Source organism: Verrucomicrobiia bacterium, from assembly GCA_035495615.1.
Lineage (GTDB): Bacteria > Omnitrophota > Omnitrophia > Omnitrophales > Aquincolibacteriaceae > DATJFP01.
The window spans coordinates 1-21,445 of the sequence record DATJFP010000071.1 but is presented as its reverse complement, the minus strand read 5'-3'; the positions used below and the strand labels follow the sequence as shown (position 1 = coordinate 21,445).

The window sequence follows — 21,445 nt, the reverse complement described above, 5'->3', positions numbered from 1 at the left end:
TCCTTTATGAAATTAACTTTTTAAGATTTTAGGAGTTATCGCCCGGGGCTTCGGAGCCTTCCTTAGCGGACTTCTTCGAGGGAGCTTCCTTCGCCTGCTCTGCAGGAGCAGACACTTTCCAGTTCCTCTTCACTCCTTTTTTCAACGCGGTACGGACCACCAGGCACTGACCTTCAGGGCCCGGAACTCCGCCGCGCACCACCAACAAATTGTTTTCCGTATCGACTTTCAGGATTTTCAGGTTCGCGACCGTCACCACTTCATTGCCCATGCGGCCGGGAAGTTTTTTGCCCTTAGGCGTTTCCTTGCGGCAGCCGACGCCGCCGGCGCGGGAACCGACAGAACCCGGTTCGCGGCCCATCTTCGTGCCGTGGCTCATGGTCTGCGCGCCTTTGAAATGCCAGCGCTTCACGACGCCCTGGAATCCTTTACCGATCGAAATGCCCTGAACGTCGACCGACTCGCCTTCTTCGAAATTGTCCACCAGAAGCTTCTGCCCGACGCTGAGGCCTTCGAGCGTTTCCGTCCGGATTTCACGCACGTATTTGAGCCCCGCGAGACCGGCCTTTTTCAGGTGTCCCTGCTGGGCCTTCGTCAGCTTTCTTTCCGGTTCGGCGGAAAAACCGATCTGGACGGCGGTATACCCATGCTTCTCGGGCGTGCGAAGATCGGTCACAAAACACGGGCCAACTTCCAGCACCGTCACGCCGACCTGAAGGCCTTCTTCGTTAAAAATCTGCGTCATTCCAACTTTTTTAGCCAAGAGTCCTAACATTTCAACACCTTAGAGTTTGATTTCGACGTCAACGCCCGCGGGAAGGTCGAGCTTCATGAGCGCGTCCACCGTGCGGGAAGTCGGGTCTTCGAGGTCGATCAGACGCTTGTGCGTGCGCACTTCGAACTGGTTGCGCGCCTTCTTGTCGATCGTAGGGCCTTTGAGCACCGTCGTCTTCCAGATGTGCGTCGGAAGAGGAATCGGACCGACCACCCGGGCGCCCGTTCTTTTTGCGGTATCCACGATCTCTTGAATGGACTGATCAAGAATCCTGTGGTCGTACGCCCTTAATTTAATCCGAATCTTTTCTTTGCTCATATCCCGCTTTCGTCCTTTTTATGTACCTTCGGCCATGATTTTTTCGGCCAGGTTCCTCGGAACTTCCTGATAACTGTGGGGCTCCATCGAATAGGTCGCGCGGCCCTGAGAGAGCGAGCGCACTGCGGTGGCATAACCGAACATTTCCGACAGCGGAACAAGTCCGCGCACGTTCTTCAAATGGCCGCGATTGCCCATTTCCTGAATGACGCAGCGACGGGAGTTCAAATCACCGATAATATCGCCCATGTATTCTTCCGGAACTACGACTTCAACGTTCATGACCGGCTCCAGAAGAATCGGCTTGGCTTTGCGGAAGGCTTCCTTGAAGCCGAGAATGCCCGCCATCTTAAAAGCGATTTCTGAAGAGTCGACGTCGTGGAAGCTGCCGTCATAAACGATGGCTTTAACGTCATTGATCGGATAGCCGGCGAGCACGCCATTGTTACATGCATCATTGACGCCGTCTTCGATCGCGGGAATGAACTCACGGGGAATCGCACCGCCCTTAACGTCATTTTCAAAGACGATGCCGGACCCGGCGGGCAGAGGCTCGATCTTCAGATAACAATGGCCGTATTGACCGCGGCCGCCGGTTTGCTTGATGAATTTTCCTTCAGCTTCCGCGGGAGCCGTGATTGTTTCACGATATGCGACTTGGGGCTTACCCACATTGATTAGCACTCCATACTCACGCTTCATGATATCGACTTTAATTTCGAGGTGAAGTTCTCCCATGCCGCCGATCAGCGTCTGGAGCGTTTCCTGGTCCGTTTTCACGCGAAAGGTCGGGTCTTCGGACATGAGACGCTGAAGGGCATCGGACATCTTATCGCGGTCCGCTTTTGTCTTAGGCTCAACCGCCATCCAGATCACGGGCTCAGGAATGAACATGCTTTCCAGCACGATCGGCCGCGCTTCATCACAAATCGTATCGCCGGTTTTCACGTCTTTAAGGCCGACGGCGGCAACGATGTTGCCCGCGCCCGCGCTTTCAATTTCTTCACGTTTGTTTGCATGCATCAGAAGCAGACGGCCGAGACGGTCTTTCCGGCCGGTGCGCGGATTATAAAGATAAGCACCCGAAGCGAGCACGCCTGAATAAATCCGAATGAAGGTGAGGCTGCCGACGAACTTATCGCTGGCGATTTTGAAGGCCAGGCCAGCCAGAGGTTCTGATTCTACCGGATGGCATTCCATCTCGGTGCCGCTGTCAGGATTCGTTCCCTTGATGGCTTCCACGTCTTTGGGAGAAGGAAGATAAAGAACCACGGAATCCAGAAGCTGTTGGACGCCTTTGTTTTTGAGAGAAGAGCCGCAAATAACCGGCGTGATCTTCAATTCGATTGTCGCGCGGCGGATAGCGCTGTAAATTTCTTCTTTGGTGATTTCCTTGCCCTCAAGATACTTTTCCATCATGGCCTCATCCTGCTCGGAGACCTTTTCGATCATCTGGTCGCGCATCTTCTTGGCTTCTTCCACAAATTCGGCCGGGACATCAATGACGTCAAATTTCGCGCCGAGAGTCTCATCATGGAAAATGGCGGCCTTCATCTCAACAAGATCGATAATGCCCTTAAACGTATCTTCTTGGCCGATAGGAATCTGGATAGGAACGACATTGGCGCCCAACTGATCTCTCATCTGCTGAACGTTTGGATAAAAAGTCGCGCCCGTGCGGTCCATTTTATTAATGAAAGCGATTCTGGGGACGCGGTAACGGTCGGCCTGGCGCCATACGGTCTCGGACTGAGGCTCGACGCCTTCGACCGCGCCGAAGACAGCAACGCAGCCGTCAAGCACGCGCATGGAACGTTCGACTTCGATCGTAAAGTCCACGTGGCCCGGCGTGTCGATCAGGTTGATGCGGCAGTCTTTCCAGAAGCACGTCGTGGCAGCGGACGTAATCGTGATGCCGCGTTCCTGCTCCTGCTCCATCCAGTCCATGACCGCGGTGCCTTCATGCACCTCGCCGATCTTGTACGTACGGCCGGTATAATAAAGGATGCGCTCGCTGGTCGTCGTCTTGCCGGCGTCGATATGCGCGGCAATCCCGATGTTGCGGATCTTGTCGAGCGGATAGCTGATTTTTTTTGTGTCTTCGGCCATTTTATTCTCGTTTTTACCAGCGATAATGGGCGAAAGCCCTGTTGGATTCCGCCATCTTGTGCATGTCTTCTTTTTTCTTCATCGACGTTCCCGTGCGGTTATAGCTGTCGATGATTTCCTGCGCCAGTTTGTCCTGCATGGGTTTACCCTTGCGCTCACGGGCGTAATTTCTCATCCAGCGCATCGCGAGTGAACTGCCTCTTTCGGGCGGGACACTGATCGGAACCTGATACGTCGCACCACCGACTCGACGGGATTTGGTCTCAAGAAGGGGTCGGACATTATCTACGGCTTGGCGGAAAACTTCAAGTGGTTCTTTTCCGGTTTTTTTCTTAACCTGCTCCAGCGCCCCATAAACAATACGCTCGGCGGTCGACTTCTTACCCCGTTCCATAACCATATTGATCAATTTCGCCACAACAAGGTCATTAAACAGCGGGTCCGGATTAATACGTCTTTTAGGTGCTCTTCTGCGTCTCATGGATATCCTCTATTTGGGCGCTGCTTTTTTCGGAGTTTTAGCGCCGTATTTGGACCGCGAACGGTTCCTATTAGCCACGCCCTGGGTGTCCAGCTTGCCCCGGACGATATGGTAACGGACGCCGGGAAGGTCTTTCACGCGGCCGCCGCGCACCAGAACGATCGAGTGTTCCTGGAGGTTATGGCCGACCCCGGGGATGTACGCCGTGACTTCCTGGCCGTTGGTCAACCGCACGCGGGCAATCTTACGAAGGGCCGAGTTCGGCTTCTTCGGCGTCTGCGTACGGACAACCAGGCACACGCCCTTGCGGAAGGGGCAAGCCTGCAGGGCCGGCGATTTGGTCTTCGCCTTGAACTTCCTGCGTCCGGTCCTGATAAGCTGATTAATCGTCGGGGCCATTATTCTTTCTCCTGCTCTTTTTTGGCGGGTTCAGCCTCGGGCGCCGGCGCTTCCGGATTAGGCAGGATATCGCTCACGTCTTTCACGAGCTTGATGCCTTTATGCGCGGAAAAACCGGTTCCAGCCGGGATCAGATGTCCCATGATCACGTTTTCCTTCAGGCCGAGAAGAGGATCCCTCTTGCCCGCGGAGGCCGCCTCGGTAAGCACGCGCGTCGTTTCCTGGAAGCTCGCGGCCGAGATGAAGCTCTCGGTGGTCAGCGAGGCCTTGGTGATGCCCAGGAGGATCGGCGTGGCCGTGGCAGGCGCCTTGCCTTTCTTTTCCATCTTGTCGTTTTCTTCGCGGAAGCGGATGCGGTCGATGTGCGAACCCACGATGAAGTCCGTATCGCCCGAATCATCAATGCGCACCTTGCGGAGCATCTGGCGCACAATGACTTCCACGTGCTTGTCGTTCAATTTGACGCCCTGAAGACGGTAGACTTCCTGCACCTCGTTGACGAGATATTCCTGCAGGCTCTTTTCGCCGGAGACGCGCAGGATGTCCTGCGGGACCACGGGACCGTCGACGAGCTGTTCGCCGGCCTGCACCTTGTCGCCTTTGTAGACGTTCAGGTGTTTGCCGTGCGGGATGAGGTATTCCTTGGTCATGCCCGCGGCGCTCTTCACGATGATCTTGCGCTGGCCCTTCACGATGTCGCCGATTTCGACGACGCCGTCGATTTCGGAGATGACCGCCGGGTTCTTCGGCTTGCGCGCTTCGAAAAGCTCGGCGACACGCGGAAGACCGCCGGTGATGTCGCGGGTCTTCGCGATCTTGCGCGGCGTCTTGGCGAGCAGCGTACCAGCCGTGATTTCTTCGCCGTCGTTGACGACGATATGCGCGCCGGTCGGAATCGGATAGAAGCCGAGAATCTCTTCGTTCGGGCCGACGAGAAGAAGCTGCGGGTGCAGCTCTTCTTTGTGCTCGATGATGACGCGCTCGGTAAGACCGGTGGTCGAGTCCATTTCTTCCGTCATGGAGACGCCCAGCTTCAGGTCCTCGTATTTCACGCGGCCGGAAACTTCGGTCAGAATCGGAACCGTGTACGGGTCCCATTTCACGAAGATTTCGTTCTTCTTCACGGCACCGCCGTCCTTGTGCGCAATGATGGCGCCGGTCGGAATGACGTAGCTTTCCAGTTCGCGGCCGACCGCGTCGTGGATCGTGAGAAGACCGTTACGGTTCAACACGACGATTTCGTTGGTCTTCGTGACGACCGTTTTCAAGTTGTGGTACTTCAGCGAACCGTCGTTGCGGGCGCGGAAGTAAGACTGTTCGACGATACGGGAAGCCGTACCACCGATGTGGAAGGTACGCATGGTCAGCTGCGTGCCGGGCTCGCCGATCGACTGCGCGGCCACGATACCGACGGCGCATCCGAGTTCGGCCAGGCGGCCCGTCGAAAGGTCGCGGCCATAGCACTTGGCGCAGATGCCCTTCTTCGATTCGCAGGTCAGGACCGAACGGACGCGGATCTTTTCGATACCGACGTCGAGCAACTTGTCCGCAGTTTCTTCGTCGATGATTTCGGCGACCTTGACGATCTGCTGGTCGGTGACGACGTCCACGATGTTGTCGAGCGCCACGCGGCCAATGATACGATCGCGGAGGCCTACAATTTCTTCTTCACCTTCGTAAATGGCTTCGAGGAAGATGCCGTTCAGCGTGCCGCAATCGTCTTCCGTAATAATCACGTCCTGGGCGACGTCAACGAGACGGCGCGTCAGATAACCGGAGTCGGCGGTTTTAAGAGCCGTATCCGCGAGACCCTTGCGCGCGCCGTGAGTCGAGATGAAGTACTCGAGCACGGTCAGACCTTCGCGGAAGTTCGCGGTAATCGGGCTTTCGATAATTTCACCGGAGGGCTTGGCCATCAGACCACGCATACCGGCCAGCTGGCGGATCTGCTGCTTCGAGCCGCGGGCGCCGGAGTCGGCCATCATGAACACCGGGTTGAACGCGTCAAGCTGTTCGAACATGCGGTCCGAAACACGGTCCGTCGTGTGGGTCCAGATGTCGATCACTTTGTTGTAACGTTCGCCGTCGGTAATGAGACCGTTGCGGTATTGCGCTTCGATGGAAGCAACGGTACCGCGGGCTTCGTTCAGGAGCTTTTCCTTTTCGTCCGGGATCTGAATGTCGTCGATGCCGATGGAAGCGCCGGAGCGGGTAGCTTCTTCGAAGCCGAGCGCTTTAAGACGGTCCAGCAGCTGGATGACTTCATTGTGCCCGAAGCGGCGATAGCATTCCGCGATGATCTTGGACATCTTCGACTTGCTGATGATGTCATTGACGTAGCGGAAACCTTTGGGCAGGACCAGATTGAACATCATGCGTCCCACGGTGGTTTCCACGGTCTCGCCGTTTTCAAGACGCAGCTTCACCTTCGCGTGCTTGTGCACTTCCCCGTCATGATAAGCGAAAAGACCTTCGGTCATGTCCGCAAAAGACGTTCCATGCCCCTTCGCAGTCTCGCGGATCTTCGTGAGGTAATAAATACCAAGCACGATGTCCTGGGAAGGCGTCGCAATAGGCTGGCCGTTGGAAGGCGAAAAAATGTTGTTGGCCGAAAGCATGAGCACGCGCGCTTCCATCTGGGCTTCCATGGAAAGCGGAACGTGGACGGCCATCTGGTCACCGTCGAAGTCGGCGTTGAACGCCGCGCAGACGAGCGGGTGGATGCGGATGGCTTTACCTTCGATAAGAAGCGGCTCGAACGCCTGAATGCCGAGGCGGTGCAGCGTGGGAGCGCGGTTCAGGAGCACCGGGTGCTCGTGAATCACTTCTTCCAGGATGTCCCACACTTCGGGGCGCACGCGCTCGACCATCTTCTTGGCCGAACGGATCGTGTGCACATGGCCGCGTTCCTTGAGTTTCCGGATGATGAACGGCTCGAACAGTTCGAGCGCCATCTTCTTCGGAAGTCCGCACTGATAAATTTTGAGTTCCGGGCCGATGACGATAACCGAGCGGCCGGAGTAGTCGACGCGTTTACCGAGAAGGTTCTGGCGGAAACGGCCCTGCTTGCCTTTCAGCATATCGCTGAGGGACTTGAGAGGACGGTTGCCGCTGCCGAGCACCGGGCGGCCGTGACGTCCGTTGTCGAAGAGCGCGTCCACGGCTTCCTGGAGCATGCGCTTTTCGTTGCGGATGATGACGTCCGGGGCCTTGAGCTCAAGGAGCTTCTTCAGGCGGTTGTTACGGTTGATGACGCGGCGGTAAAGGTCGTTCAGGTCGCTGGTGGCGAAACGGCCGCCATCGAGCGCGACGAGAGGACGAAGGTCGGGCGGAATGACCGGAATGCATTCCAGGATCATCCAGTCGGGATTGTTGCCTGACTTGCGGAACGCGTCGACGATCTTGAGAATCTTGACGGCGCGCGCGCGCGCCTGTTTGGACTTCGAGGTCTTCAGCTGGCGCTGGAATTTCTGCGCGATCTTTTCGAGTTCGAGTTCCTTCAGGAGCTGCTGGATCGCGTCCGCGCCCATGCCGGCCGTGAAGCTCGTGGCGCCGTACTGTTCCTGCGCCTTCACGTATTCCTCTTCCGTCAGGAGCTGGCGCTTCTTCAGCGGCGTTTCCTTCGGGTCGATGACGATGAACTCTTCATAATAAAGGACCTTCTCGAGAGCACGGACCGAAAGGTCGAGCAGGTTGCCGATGCGCGAAGGCATGGTCTTGAAGAACCAGATGTGCGAAACAGGCGTCACGAGCTCGATGTGGCCCATGCGCTCGCGGCGCACCTTCGACTGCGTCACTTCGACGCCGCAGCGGTCGCAGACGATACCCTTGTGCTTGATCCTCTTGTACTTGCCGCAGGCGCATTCGTAATCGCGCGTGGGGCCAAAGATCTTTTCGCAGAAGAGGCCGTCTTTTTCCGGCTTCAGCGTACGGTAGTTGATGGTTTCCGGCTTCTTCACTTCACCGCGGGACCAGCTGCGGATGACTTCGGGAGAAGCGATGCGGATCAGAACGGAGTCGAACGTATTGACGTCGGGATGGCTCATACCTTCAGTTTCTCCTTCGCTTTCTCTTTGCGCGCTTCAGAGGTTTCTTCTTCCGACTTCTTGATCTCGGGGAGAGGCATCGCACCCGGGTTCTTTTCCGGGATGATGTCCAGCGCAAGAGACTGCAATTCTTTCACCAAGACGTTGAACGATTCAGGCGTTCCGGCATGCAGCGCGGGCTCGCCTTTCACGATGGCTTCGTACACGCGGGTGCGGCCGACCACGTCGTCGGACTTCACCGTCAAAAGCTCCTGGAGGGTATAAGCCGCTCCGTAAGCCTCGAGCGCCCACACTTCCATCTCTCCGAAGCGCTGGCCGCCGAACTGGGCTTTGCCGCCGAGGGGCTGCTGCGTGACAAGAGAGTAAGGACCGATTGAGCGGGCATGGATTTTGTCGTCGGCGAGGTGGGCCAGTTTCAACATGTAGATCTGGCCGACCGTCACGCGCTCGTCAAAAGGCTCGCCTGTCCGGCCGTCATAGAGGACCGTTTTGCCGTCTTCGGGAAGCTTCGCTTCCTTCAGCATGCCGCGGATTTCTTCTTCGGTGCAGCCGCTGAAGACCGGCGTCATGACTTTCACGCCGAGGGCCTTCGCGGCCCAGCCGAGGTGCGTTTCGAGAATCTGCCCCACGTTCATGCGCGAAGGCACGCCGAGAGGATTCAGGATGATTTCCACGGATGTTCCGTTCGGAAGATACGGCATGTCTTCTTCCGGAAGGATCTTGGCGATGACACCCTTGTTACCGTGGCGTCCGGCCATCTTGTCACCGACGGAAATCTTTCTCTTCGAGCAGACGTAAACCACGACCTTCTTGATCACACCCGGAGGAAGCTCGTCGCCTTTTTTAATGCGGTCGATTTCGCGGGTGCGCTCGCCGATCAGCTCGTCGATTTCGTCGCCCCACACGCGCGCGATCTTGCGCACGCTTTCTTCGAGTTCCGGTTCGTCGTCAACCCGGATGGATTCCCAGTCGCAGCTTTCGAGCTTCTTCATATCGGCCTTGGTGATCGTGTGGCCGGATTTCAGAAGCACTTCGCCGAGAATGTCGTCGACCAGATCTTCGGAAAGGGACTTGCCCATGATCATGCCGGAGATCTTGTTGAGACGCTCGCGCTTCAAGATGTCAATCCTGTCCTGATAGCGGGTCTTAATTTCGTCGATTTCCTTGCCTTCCTGGCGGCGCTCGTCGCGGCTCTTCGCTTTGGATTCCTTGCGGGCGAACACCTTCACGTCGACGACAATGCCTTCGACGCCCGGAGGCACCACAAGAGAGGCATCGCGCACGTCGCCGGCCTTTTCGCCGAAAATGGCGCGCAGGAGTTTTTCTTCAGGAGACAATTCCGTCTCGGACTTCGGGCTGATCTTGCCCGCCAGAAGGTCGCCGTGCTTGACTTCCGCACCGACGCGGACAATACCTTCCTCGTCGAGGTCCTTCAGCGCATCTTCGCCGACGTTCGGGATGTCGCGCGTGATTTCCTCGTTGCCGAGCTTCGTGTCACGCGCTTCAATCTCGAACTCTTCGATATGAAGCGACGTGTACACGTCTTCTTTGCAGAGCTTTTCATTGATGATGATCGCGTCTTCGAAGTTGTAGCCGCGCCACGGCATGAAGGCGACCAGCACGTTGCGGCCGAGCGCGAGCTCGCCGTTTTCAGTGGCCGCGCCGTCGGCGATCACGTCCCCGCGCTTCACCTTGTCGCCCACGCTGACGAGCGGGCGCTGGTTGATGCAGGTGCCGGCGTTAGAACGTTCGAACTTCTTGAGCTTGTAAACGAAATCATCAATGACGATCTCGCCGCCCGAGACTTCTTTCACGGTGCCGCGGGATTTCGACGTCATGGCGGCGCCGGAATCGACGGCCACCTGCTTTTCCATACCGGTGCCGACGAGCGGCGAATCCGTAATGAGAAGCGGAACGGCCTGACGCTGCATGTTCGAACCCATGAGCGCGCGGTTGGCGTCGTCGTGTTCGAGGAACGGGATCAGCGCGGCAGCAACGGAGACGAGCTGGCGCGGAGAAACGTCCATGTAATCGATTTCTTCGGGCTTCTTCTTCGGGAAGTCGCCGCGCATACGGCAGGAAATGGCATCCGCGGTGAAATTGCCCTTGGCATCCAGCGGCGCGTTAGCCTGCGCAATGACGTACTTGTCTTCGAGGTCGGCCGTGAGGAAATCGATCTTGTCGGTCACGCGGCCTTTTTCGACCTTGCGGTACGGGCTTTCGAGAAAGCCGATTTCGTTCACGCGCGAAAACGTCGACAGCGACGCGATCAGACCGATGTTCGGGCCTTCCGGCGTTTCAATCGGGCAGATACGGCCGTAATGCGACGGGTGCACGTCGCGGACTTCGAAGCCCGCGTGCTCGCGCGAAAGACCGCCGGGCCCGAGGGCCGAGAGACGGCGCTTATGCGTCAGTTCCGCCAGAGGATTGGTCTGGTCCATAAACTGGGAGAGCTGGCTGCGGCCGAAGAAATCTTTGATGGCCGCGGAAATGAGTTTCGGGTTGATCAGGTTGTGCGGCATCGCGGCATCAAGATCGTAGATCGACATGCGCTCGAGGCAGGAGCGCTTCATGCGCACGAGGCCGACGCGGAACTGGTTTTCGAGGAGTTCACCGACCGAACGCACGCGGCGGTTGCCGAGGTGATCGATGTCGTCCTTGCGCACTTCGCCGGAACGGAGCTTCAGGAGCATGGCGATGACGTGCATGACGTCGTCGCGGCGGAGCGTGGTTTCGGTGATCGACTGTTCCAGGCCGAGCTTGCGGTTCAACATGAAACGGCCAACCCTGCCGAGGTCATAGCGCTGGGCATCGAAGAACAGCTTATTAATGAGGTCGCGCGCGCTGGCTTCCGTCGGGGGATCGCCGGGACGGATGCGGCGGTAAATGGCGACCTGGGCTTCCTGGAGGTTGCGGTACGGATCGCGCTCGATCGTGTTCATCAGCGCGAAATCATCGTCCGAGGGCTTCACGACCATGACGCTGGCCACGTGGTTCTGGGTCAGGACGCTCAGGAGGTCTTTCGTCAGGCGGGTGCCGCCCTGCGCGATGACTTCCTTGGATTCCGGATGAACCACATCGTCGGCCAGGAACTGGTCTTCGATTTTCTTGAGGTTCGCACGCTCGGAGAGGCTGACTTTCTCGACCGGGTAAAGGTTCTTGAGGATGTCGTGCGTCGTCGAATATCCAAGGGCACGGAGGAGGGTCGTGGCCAGGATCTTACGGCGGCGGTCAATGTACGCGTACAGAATGTCATTGATGTCCGACTCGAACTCAATCCAGGCGCCGCGGTACGGGATAATGCGGACGCTGTGGACCTTTTTACCGCTCGGGTGAAGGCCTTCTTCGAGAGAAACGCCCGGGGAACGGTGCAGCTGGGAGACGACAACGCGCTCGGCGCCGTTGATGACGAAGGTACCGGTTTCCGTCATGAGCGGCAGCTCGCCGATGTAGACTTCCTGTTCCTTGGCGACTCCGTTACGGACAAGACGCAACTTCACTTTGAGGGGGGCCGCGTAGGTCATGCCGCGCTTATGGCATTCCGAGATCGAATACTTGGGCTTGCCGAGGGCATAGCCGGTGTATTCGAGGCGGCACGTGCCGTCCACGCTTTCGATCGGGAAGCATTCCTGAAAAGCCGCTTCCAGGCCCTGCCGTTTCCGCTTACGCTTGGAGCTGTCCGTCTGCAGAAACTTCTCATAGGATTCCACCTGAATCTCGACGAGATTCGGGATGTCCATCCTATCGTGGATCTTGGTGAAGTTTTTTCTTTCCGTCACAGGAATCATAGGGCGATAGCCTCCAGAGTGAAGTTGAATACAAGAACACTTTCAGCGCGGGAACCCTTCATGAGTTCTGCCGCGGAAAAGTTCTTACTTAAGCTCAACCTTCGCACCCTGTTCTTCGAGAATTTTCTTAATCTTTTCGGCCTCGTCCTTCTTCACGCCTTCCTTAACCGTCTTCGGCGCGCCTTCGACGAGATCCTTGGCTTCTTTCAGACCGAGATTGGTAAGAGCACGGATTTCCTTAATGACCTGGATCTTCTTCGCTCCGCCGTCCTTAAGAATGACCGTGTAATCTTCCTTCTCTTCAGCCGCCGCCGCACCGCCAGCCGCCGCACCGCCGCCCCCAGCCGGAGCCGCAACAGCAACCGCCGCCGCCGCACTGACGCCAAACTTCTCTTCAAGGGCACGGACGAGGTCCGCGAGCTCGAGCACCGTCAGCTCTTCGATCGTTTTGAGCACACCCTGCAGTTTCTCAGACACGTTGACACCCGCTTTCTTTTCTTTCGCTTCTACTTCCTGAACCGCTTGATCTGACATGACTCACTCCTCCTCGATAAAATATTTTTTACGCCGCCGCCGGCGCTGCTTCCCGCTTTTTCTTCACTTCATTCAGCGCCACGACGAAACCGCGCATCACGGCCGAAAGCGTCATCACGAATCCCGAAATCGGCGATTTGACGCGAACAACGACCTGCGTCAAAAGTTCTTTGCGCGAAGGCAGCGCGGCAAGCTGCTTCATGAATTCCTGATCGTAGACTTTGCTTTCAAAAATGACCCCGGCTGCATTGAACTTGTTGTTCGTCTTGCAGAAATCCACGATGGCCTTGGAAATAACCTGCGGGTCCTTATTTCCAAAAGTCACCAGGACAGAGCCATTCAAAAGTTTTTCCGCCCCTTCGTACTTCATTTCCTGGAAAATCTTGCGGGCGAACGTGTGCTTGACCATCAAAGAACGGCTCGCCACCTTTTCGATGCTGCGGCGGTAATCCGCGATGTCGGCGACGGTCACTTTTCCCAGGCTGGAAACGAAAGCATAAGAATTCTTCTCGAATCCCTGCTTCATTTCCTTCATCATCAGCTCTTTCACGACGGATGGCATAAATTCCTCACAGAGATCCGGTTACCAGGCGGAGACCCGGGCCATGAGTCGGGGCCACGTTCACCGCCTTGAGATATTCGCCTTTGCTCGTGGCCGGCTTCGCATCACGGATGGCCTTGACCACGGCACGGATATTTTCTTTCAGAGCATCTTCGGAAAACGAAAGCTTGCCGCAAACAACATGCACGCCGGCGGTCTTGTCGTTCTTGAATTCCACGCGGCCGGTCTTGAGTTCTTTCACGGCGCGGCCGACATCCGGCGTCACGGTGCCGGTCTTCGGCGTCGGCATGAGGCCGCGGGGTCCAAGCACGCGGCCGAGCTTGGAAACTTCACGCATCATGTCCGGGTGCGCGACGACGGCGTCGAAATCCAGCCAGCCGCCGAGAACTTTCTGAACGAGGTCTTCCGCGCCGACCACCGAAGCGCCGGCGGCTTCCGCCTTGCGCGCCTCTTCGCCCTTGCAGAACACGACGACGCGGACGTCTTTGCCCGAGCCGTGCGGCAGGCTCACCGCGCCGCGGATCTGCTGGTCGTTCTGGTCCGGCTTGATGCCGAGCTGGAAATTCAGGGAGACGGTTTCGTCGAACTTCGCGGGCGGCACCTTTTTCAGGCGGCCCACCGCGTCTTCGAGGTTATACTGCACGCCGCGCTCGGCGACCTTCGCCCTGACCTGATAACGTTTGCTTCTCTTGTTCGGCACGATAGACTCCGTAGAATTATTTCTTGTCGACGACCTGCAGGCCCATGCTGCGGGCCGTGCCTTCGACAATCCTGACGGCGGATTCGATCTTCGCCGTGTTGAGGTCGGCCATTTTGCCGCGCGCGATCGTGAGCACATCCTCACGCGTGACTTTACCGATGATGTTGCGTCCCGGTTCCGACGAGGCCTTCGCAAGGCCCGCGGCCTTTTTGAGCGCCACGGCAACCGGAGGCGACTTGAGAATGAAAGTGAACGATTTGTCTTTATAGACGGTGATGACAACGGGAAGGACCGTGCCCTGCTTGTCCTTCGTGCGCTCGTTGAACTGCTTGCAGAATTCCATGATGTTAACGCCGTGCTGGCCGAGCGCGGGACCGATCGGGGGCGCGGGGTTGGCCTGGCCGCCCGTAACCTGCAACTTGATTTTCGCTGTGACTTCCTTTGCCATGATCTTCCCTTAAACTAGATTTTTTCGACCTGCCAATATTCCAGCTCGACGGGCGTTGCCCGGCCGAAAATATTGACCGATACGCGAAGTTTGCCGCGGTTAGGATTCACTTCTTCGATGGTGCCGTTAAAATTCGCGAACGAGCCTTCTTTGACCCGCACGTTCTCGCCGAGCGCGAAATCGACTTTCGGCTTCGGCTTCGAAGTCTTTTCTTCCTGCTGACGGAGGATCTGATCCACGTCATGCTCGGAAAGCGGCAGCGGCGTCTTGCCGGAGCCCACAAACCCGGAAATGCCCGGGGTATTGCGCACGAGATACCAGCTGTCGTCATTTAGCTCCATCTGAATCAGGATGTAGCCGGGGAAAAATTTGCGCTCGCTGATGCGCTTCTTCCCTTCCTTGACTTCGCTGACCTTTTCCGTCGGAATCAGGACCTGATGGATGAACTTCTTCATCCCCGAGGTTTCCGCCCTGGCTTCCAGGGAAGCCTTCACCCGCGCCTCAACGCCGGTCTGGGTGTGCACTACATACCATTTTGCTTCTGCCACTGTTTTCACCTAGCCAAGAGCCTCATGAAACTGGAAAGAAAAAAATCGATCACGCCGATGTAGAGAGCCATGATAAAGGTCGTAATGATAACGACCACGGTGGCCTGGATCAGTTCGGAGCGGCTAGGCCACGTGACTTTATTGAGCTCTTGTCTTGTTTCCTGGACGAAATTGCCGACTTTGCCGAACATCGTTTTCTTGCTTTCCCAGTTTTACTTTTTGCCGTCGTCTACGACGACGGGATTTATTACCGGCTACGCCGGGACTTAAACGTCGCTTTCAGCGACGGCCTGGCAGGATTCGGTTTCGGCTTTGCCGGTAACCGCCCGCACCATCAACCGTGACGTATGTCACGTTTGAAAACTGGTGCTCCCTTCGAATCCTGCCCCACATTCAAACTTCTGCGCCCCGCACTGCAGCTTTTATACTGGCAGGCCTGGCAGGATTCGAACCTGCAACATGCGGTTTTGGAGACCGCCGCTCTAGCCAGTTCGAGCTACAGGCCTCCAGCAATCTGCATCAGAGCAAAATGAGCCCGGAATGTCTCTGCCTAAACGCCGAAAGACATCCCTCGATGCGCTGCAAAAACCCGCACCAGCAGATAATCCTGATTTGTCGTACGTTGAGAGTTGCAGGATTTCTTACGGCGAGGTAAACACCCTGCAACAGACAAGCTCGCCATGCGTGAGATAAAACCGGGAAAACACGCCTAAGACAGACTTAATCTAAGATCTCACTGACGACACCGGCGCCCACGGTCTTGCCGCCTTCGCGAACAGCGAAGCGCAGTTCCTTTTCCATGGCGACCGGCATGATCAACTCGGCTTCAACGTTAACGTTATCGCCCGGCATGACCATTTCGGTGCCAGCAGGGAGCTTCACGATACCGGTGACGTCGGTTGTACGAAAATAAAACTGGGGGCGGTAACCGTTGAAAAACGGTGTATGACGTCCGCCTTCTTCCTTGCTCAACACGTAAATGGAAGCCTTGAACTTCTTGTGCGGCTTCACGGAACCCGGCTTCGCAATGACCATGCCGCGTTCGAGCTGTTCTTTTTCCACGCCGCGGAGGAGCACGCCGAGGTTGTCGCCGGCGACGCCTTCATCGAGCAGCTTGCGGAACATTTCGATACCCGTGACGGTCGACTTCATCGACGCTTCACGCAGACCGATGATTTCGACGTCTTCGCCGACCTTCACACGGCCGCGTTCGACACGGCCCGTACCGACCGTACCACGGCCGGAGATCGAGAACACGTCTTCGACCGACATCAGGAAGGGCTTATCGATGTCACGCTTGGGTTCGGGAATGCTGTCGTCGAGGGCCTTCACAAGGGCCATGATGCAGGCATTGGCCTTCTCATCCGTCGGATTCTGGACAGCCGGAAGGCTGGAGCCGCGGATGACGGGAATCGAGTCACCGGGGAACTGGTACTTGTTCAGAAGCTCGCGGACTTCGAGTTCGACGAGGTCCAGAAGTTCTGTATCATCGACGAGGTCAATCTTGTTGAGGAAAACGACAATGGCGGGAACACCGACCTGGCGGGCGAGGAGAATATGCTCGCGAGTCTGCGGCATCGGGCCGTCAACGGCCGATACCACGAGAATAGCGCCGTCCATCTGCGCGGCGCCGGTGATCATGTTCTTAATGTAGTCGGCGTGTCCCGGGCAGTCGACGTGCGCATAATGGCGCTTGTCGGAGGAATATTCCACGTGGGAAACGGCGATGGTCACGATTTTCGAAGCATCGCGGACCGTTCCGCCCTTGGCAATGTCCGCATATTCTTTCACTTCGGCCATACCTTTAGCGGCAAGCACTTTGGTCAGAGCGCAGGTAAGGGTCGTTTTACCATGGTCAACGTGTCCAATGGTTCCGACGTTCACGTGCGGTTTAGATCTCTCGAATTTATCCTTTGCCATGGTATTTCTCCTCGCTCTATTGCTGCTTGTTAGTCGGCGCCGCTTGGATCAGCAAAGCGCAAAACATTTTGCCTGACATTTGCTTCGCGACTGGGGTATCTTCAATGAACATGAAGAAGTCAGCTGGAGACGGGGATTGAACCCGTGACCTCGTCCTTACCAAGGACGTGCTCTACCAACTGAGCTACCCCAGCAAAACGCTGAAGTGAAGTAAACAGAAAAAAAGACAGTCCCGTCTTGTCGGGGTAAACGGAGATTTTACTAACCGCTGGGAAACTGTCAAGGTTATTTTTACGAAGCTGAAAAAAAACGCGAAATTAGTAACGGAATTTTAGGCGAAAACCTTTACAGTGTCAAGGACTGGAATGACAAAAGCTGCGGAAGGCGTCATGATTTTTATTGCTATAAATTGGATCTTATTAATCTGTTTTGTTTCTCACAGCGCTTTAACGCTAATCTTTCCCCGATGACTTTTCGGGCAAATCGGGCGGCTGCTGCTCCATCATTTCCTTCAATTCGTTCAAGGTTTTCTTGACCGAAGGGTTGGACGATTCGGCAACGTCGAGCATCAGGCTGACTTTCGTCTTGATCTGTTTGTCACGATCGTATTCGAAACGCAGCCGATGCACGAGCCGGTTGATCTCGGACGCAGTTTCGTTGAAGAAGTCGCCTTCGCGCAAGCGCACGTATTTCGGATATTCGCCGTCATTGATCTTCACGAAGATCTGGCGGAACCGGTACACGGGCCCGGCCACGCGGTGCAGGAAGAAAATTCCGAAGACCCCGATGATAACGAGCGTGACGAACAAAATCGCGCTCACGCGGATCATGAGCTGGTAGCTCACGTCCGACAAAACCTCGTACGGGTTGATTTTTCCGAACTGGAATCCTCCCCCGAACGCGGCGTCGTGGATCGTCTGATGGATGACGAACGCGATCGCGAGCGTCGAAACCATGAGAAGCGAGATCATCACGAAAGTAAATTCGCGCTGCATGGGTTTGTGGATCAGGATGTTGCGGGCGCGGCGGCGCGTTTTCGCCGCCGTTTTTTCCGTCACGTGGGTGTTCTCTTGATTTTCCATAAAGTCTCCTAAGGTATTTTAAAAGTGCCGTTAGGTATTTTTTCTCATGATTTTCGCAAACACAAGGCTCTTCGCGGTCTCGATCGTCTTCATCGCGATTCCAAAAGTCCCTCTCACGAGCACGCCGAAGTCGTCAGAAATTAAAATAAAATTAGGCATGATGAAAAGCGTCAGGATGGTCGAGCTGAGCAGCCCGCCGATCACGGTGACGGCCAGCGGCGACCAGAGATTGCTCGATTCGCTCGAACTGATCGCCATGGGAACGAACCCCAGGATCGTGGACGTCGTTGTCATCATGATCGGGCGGATGCGGTCGCAGCCCGCTTCGATGAGCGCTTCCCTGCGCGACATTCCTTTTTGCGCCATGAGCGCCTTCATGGCATCGACCATCATAATGGAAGCATTGACCACGTACCCCGCCAGAAGAATCATGCCGATGAACACCGGCTGGCTGAGCGGCTTTCTCCCGATCGTGAGCGCGAGCCAGATGCCGATACTCGCCATCGGGACCGAGAGCATGAGGATCGCGGGCAAAAAATAACTCTCAAAGGTGCAGGCCAGCACCATGTAGACAAGCGCCACCGTGAGAATGAGCGCGACGTTCATGTCCGACTTTCCTCCGACCAGCTCTTCATAGCTGCCGCCGAACCTCCAATAATAATCGTCCGGCAGCGGCACATCTTTGACGGCTTCCTGGACCTGCTTGGCCACAGTTTCGAGCGCCGTTTTGCAGTCCCCTTTCACGAACACGTAGCGGTATTTGTCTTTGCGGTCGATGGTCTGAGGCCCGGTCGTCGCGTAAAAAGACGCGATCTCGCCCAGCGGAATCTGATGGCCGTCTTTGGGACTCGCAATGTAGATCAGCTTCAGGTCTTCGATCTTTTGCCGGTAGATGGCCTGCAGGCGCGTGATGGTCTCGATCTCCTGGCCGTTGGTCAGTTCGTGAAATTTAGTGGGCCGCATGCCGCGGACAAGGGCATGAACCGAATCCGCCACATTTTTCACGGTCAGCCCGTAGATGGCCGCGCGTCCCTTGTCGATCACCAGCGAATATTCCGGGCGTTTGCGCAGGTCGGTCATGACCACGTTGACCAGGCCGTCCACCTTCGACATGCGGTTGGCGAATTCGCGCGCCAGCTTTTCCAGCACGTCGTTCTCGTAGCCGAAGATGTTCACGACCAGTTTTTTCTGCTCGGAAGACGACGCGCCTTCGTCCAGAATCAAACTGTAATCGTCGTGGATCTCCTTGACCAGTTCATTGCCTTTCTCGTCGATCATCTGCATGATTTCTTCTTTCGAATACTGCCTTTCTTCCTTGGGCTTCAGCCGGACGAAAACGCGGACGTCGTCCTTTCTCACCGTGGACGAGATCATGTCCACGTCCGGGACCTTGTGGATGAGCTCTTCCACCTTGGTTACGGCCTCGTCGTTGGCCTCCAGGCGCGCTCCGGCCAGCGGAAAGATGATGACCTGGAATTCGTTTTCTTCGAGCGTCGTGGGAAAGTCGATATCGCGCGTGACGATGTTGTAGCTGGCCAGACAGAACAGCGCAATCGTCGCGGCGGCCACCGGATAACGGAACATGAGATTAAACTTCATGATGCCCGCATACGTACGCTGCAGGCCGCTGCGCTCCTGGCCGGGCTCCCTCTTCTCGACTTTGATGCGTCCACGCCCCCATTGCATGAGCATGACGGGAATCAGCATGAGCGCCACGAAAAAGGAAATGATGAGCGACGACGTCACCGTGAGCGCGAAACCGGAATAGGTCTCCTGGATTTTCTTGTCGATGAAGGTGATCGGCACGAACACGATGCAGGTCGTGATGAGCGACGACAAAAGAGGCAGCCACACTTCTTCGGCGGCTTCGCGTATGGCCTGCCCGTCGCCCATTCCTTTTTCTTTTTTCACGAACGTGTTTTCCATGACGACGACCGCGCTGTCGACCATGATGCCGATGGCGAGCGCGAGGCCGGAAAGCGTCATGACGTTCAAGCTGAAACCGAGCGCGCCCATGACGGCAAACGTGATGATCACCGAGCACGGGATCGCGACGGAAATGATGATCGCGAGGACGATTTGCCGCAGCGCCACGTAGATCATGATGATCGTCAACACGATGCCAAGGAACATGGAGTCGCGGACGTCATGGATCGCGCGCACGATCGTCTTGGCTTTGTCGGAAACGATGACGACGTCGAGCGTCTCTTTGTTCTTCTGCTTGAATTCATCGAGCACGCGGATGCAGTTGTGCACGACGGGGATGGTGTTGGCAAGGCTGGTCTTCTTGACGTAGACCGTCACATTCTGCTCGAGGTTGAGGCGCGCCGCGTCTTCCGGTTCCATGTACGCGTCTTTCACCGTGGCCAGTTCTTTCAAGGGCACGATGGATCCCTGGCGCGTGGCCTGCACGCCGAGCTCACCGATTTCTTCCACATTCTCGAAAGCGCCCATGCTGCGCACCGCGAATTCGTATTTGCCTTTGTCCACGGTGCCGGAAAGCAGGTTCACGTTCGCCTGCCCCAGGATGTCCATGATCTTCTCGATCGAGATGTTGTAGATGGCCAGCTTGTCGCGGTCGACCTCGACTAGAATCTTCCGCTCGCGGCCGCCGTAGACTTCCACGCTGGCCACACCGTCAACGCGCGCGACGACGGGCTTGAGTTCCAGCTCCACTTTCTGGCGGATGTCTTCGGGCGAAAGCGTGTTGGAGGTCAGCGCGAAAATGAAGACGGCCGACTGCGCGTCGTCGTAGTTGGCGATGACGGGCTTTTCGATTTCTTTCGGAAGCAGCGGCTTCACGCGCGAAAACTTTTCGCGGATTTCCAGAGCCGCGAAGTTCATGTTCGTGCCGGTATCGAATTCGAGCGTCACGCGCGATTCGGCTTCACGCGAGGAGGAGTACAGGTTCTTCAGGTGGCTGACTGTCGCCACGGCTTCTTCGACGGGCTTGGTGATGGACTTTTCGACCTCCGGCGGAGGCAGGCCGCCGCGCGCGCGCACGATGATGCTGATAATGCCCTGGTTGCCGCCCTGGTAGAGTTCGACCGGAAGCCGGGTCAGCGAGATCACGCCCAGCAGGATGCCGATCACGAAGATCATGATCGTCAACACCGGCCTGTGAATGGAAAATGACGGAAGCCCCATGTCAGTCTTTCTCTTCTTCCATTTCGGGGGGCGTATCGCTCACCCCGGCTTTTTCGTCGCTCTCTTCCTCTTCCGGGCCGAAGATCTTTTCTGAAACGCGGGTAAGCAGAATGTAGAACAGCGGAATCACGATGAGGGTCAGGAACGTCGAAGACAGCGTTCCCCCGAGCATGGCAACGGCCATGGGCGAGCGCAGTTCCGCGCCTTCGCCCAGTCCCAGCGCGAGAGGCAGGAGGCCGATGGCGGAAGACAGCGCGCTCATGAGAATCGGGCGCGTCCTGATGCGCGCGGCGTCGATGCAGGCCTTTTCCACCTCCACGCCTTCTTCTCGGACCTGGTTGATGTATTCGATGAGCACGATACCGTTATTAACCGCGGTACCGACGAGGAAGATCATGCCGAGAAGCGAGATGACGTTCAGCGTCGTGCCCGAAACCAGGAGCGCGATGGCCACGCCGAAAAGCGCGAGCGGCACGGTCAGCATGATGATGAGCGGCTGCAGGAACGATTCGAACTGCGACGCCATGATCATGTAGATGAGGACGATGGCGAGGATGACCGCGAACGAGACGCGGGAGAAGTTTTCTT

The 21,445-nt window shown here is 56.7% G+C and carries 17 protein-coding genes and 2 tRNA genes; all 19 read right to left on the bottom strand.

Translation table 11 applies throughout. The annotated features are described in order from the left end of the window. Window positions 1–28: 28 nt before the first annotated feature. The gene (gene rplC, locus VL688_08765; protein HTL48132.1) at window positions 29–775 is read right to left on the bottom strand and encodes a 50S ribosomal protein L3; all 747 of its coding nucleotides are present in this window, start codon (window positions 773–775) and stop codon (window positions 29–31) included. Window positions 776–784: 9 nt separating this feature from the next. Continuing rightward, a complete protein-coding gene (rpsJ, locus tag VL688_08760) occupies window positions 785–1,093 on the bottom strand; it encodes a 30S ribosomal protein S10 (protein HTL48131.1) in 309 nt (102 codons plus the stop codon). A gap of 18 nt (window positions 1,094–1,111) precedes the next feature. Further along, window positions 1,112–3,202 (bottom strand): elongation factor G, encoded by a 2,091-nt coding sequence (gene fusA / locus VL688_08755; protein ID HTL48130.1) that lies wholly within the window; start codon window positions 3,200–3,202, stop codon window positions 1,112–1,114. Window positions 3,203–3,215: 13 nt separating this feature from the next. Next, entirely contained in the window at window positions 3,216–3,683 is a 468-nt protein-coding gene (gene rpsG / locus VL688_08750) for a 30S ribosomal protein S7 (GenBank protein HTL48129.1), read from the bottom strand. Window positions 3,684–3,692: 9 nt separating this feature from the next. Continuing rightward, entirely contained in the window at window positions 3,693–4,082 is a 390-nt protein-coding gene (gene rpsL / locus VL688_08745; GenBank protein ID HTL48128.1) for a 30S ribosomal protein S12, read from the bottom strand. Next, on the bottom strand, window positions 4,082–8,128 hold the full coding sequence (gene rpoC / locus VL688_08740) for a DNA-directed RNA polymerase subunit beta' (GenBank protein HTL48127.1): 4,047 nt from the start codon (window positions 8,126–8,128) through the stop codon (window positions 4,082–4,084). The genes rpsL and rpoC overlap by 1 nt, the downstream gene beginning before the upstream one ends. After that, on the bottom strand, window positions 8,125–11,916 hold the full coding sequence (gene rpoB / locus VL688_08735; protein ID HTL48126.1) for a DNA-directed RNA polymerase subunit beta: 3,792 nt from the start codon (window positions 11,914–11,916) through the stop codon (window positions 8,125–8,127). The genes rpoC and rpoB overlap by 4 nt, the downstream gene beginning before the upstream one ends. An 84-nt stretch (window positions 11,917–12,000) precedes the next feature. Further along, a complete protein-coding gene (gene rplL, locus VL688_08730) occupies window positions 12,001–12,450 on the bottom strand; it encodes a 50S ribosomal protein L7/L12 (GenBank protein ID HTL48125.1) in 450 nt (149 codons plus the stop codon). Between the two features lie 28 nt (window positions 12,451–12,478). Next, a complete protein-coding gene (rplJ, locus tag VL688_08725) occupies window positions 12,479–13,012 on the bottom strand; it encodes a 50S ribosomal protein L10 (GenBank protein HTL48124.1) in 534 nt (177 codons plus the stop codon). Between the two features lie 7 nt (window positions 13,013–13,019). After that, window positions 13,020–13,712 carry a 50S ribosomal protein L1 gene (gene rplA / locus VL688_08720; protein HTL48123.1) on the bottom strand — a complete coding sequence of 231 codons (693 nt, stop codon included), beginning with the start codon at window positions 13,710–13,712 and terminating at the stop codon, window positions 13,020–13,022. Window positions 13,713–13,728: 16 nt separating this feature from the next. After that, complete coding sequence (gene rplK, locus VL688_08715) at window positions 13,729–14,160, bottom strand: 50S ribosomal protein L11 (protein HTL48122.1); 432 nt, start codon at window positions 14,158–14,160, stop codon at window positions 13,729–13,731. A 14-nt stretch (window positions 14,161–14,174) separates the two neighbouring features. Beyond that, window positions 14,175–14,708 carry a transcription termination/antitermination protein NusG gene (nusG, locus tag VL688_08710; GenBank protein HTL48121.1) on the bottom strand — a complete coding sequence of 178 codons (534 nt, stop codon included), beginning with the start codon at window positions 14,706–14,708 and terminating at the stop codon, window positions 14,175–14,177. A 5-nt stretch (window positions 14,709–14,713) separates the two neighbouring features. Beyond that, window positions 14,714–14,899 (bottom strand): preprotein translocase subunit SecE, encoded by a 186-nt coding sequence (secE, locus tag VL688_08705; protein ID HTL48120.1) that lies wholly within the window; start codon window positions 14,897–14,899, stop codon window positions 14,714–14,716. Window positions 14,900–15,136: 237 nt separating this feature from the next. Then, window positions 15,137–15,214, bottom strand: a tRNA-Trp gene (locus VL688_08700). Between the two features lie 214 nt (window positions 15,215–15,428). Next, window positions 15,429–16,628: an elongation factor Tu gene (gene tuf / locus VL688_08695; GenBank protein HTL48119.1), complete on the bottom strand. Its 1,200-nt coding sequence runs from the start codon at window positions 16,626–16,628 to the stop codon at window positions 15,429–15,431. A gap of 121 nt (window positions 16,629–16,749) precedes the next feature. Further along, window positions 16,750–16,822: transfer RNA gene (locus VL688_08690), tRNA-Thr, on the bottom strand. Window positions 16,823–17,080: 258 nt separating this feature from the next. Beyond that, window positions 17,081–17,710 (bottom strand): hypothetical protein, encoded by a 630-nt coding sequence (locus tag VL688_08685; protein HTL48118.1) that lies wholly within the window; start codon window positions 17,708–17,710, stop codon window positions 17,081–17,083. A gap of 30 nt (window positions 17,711–17,740) precedes the next feature. Further along, a complete protein-coding gene (locus VL688_08680; GenBank protein HTL48117.1) occupies window positions 17,741–20,857 on the bottom strand; it encodes an efflux RND transporter permease subunit in 3,117 nt (1,038 codons plus the stop codon). A 1-nt stretch (window position 20,858) separates the two neighbouring features. Next, the coding region (locus VL688_08675) for an efflux RND transporter permease subunit (GenBank protein HTL48116.1) at window positions 20,859–21,445 on the bottom strand (587 nt) is incomplete at its 5' end.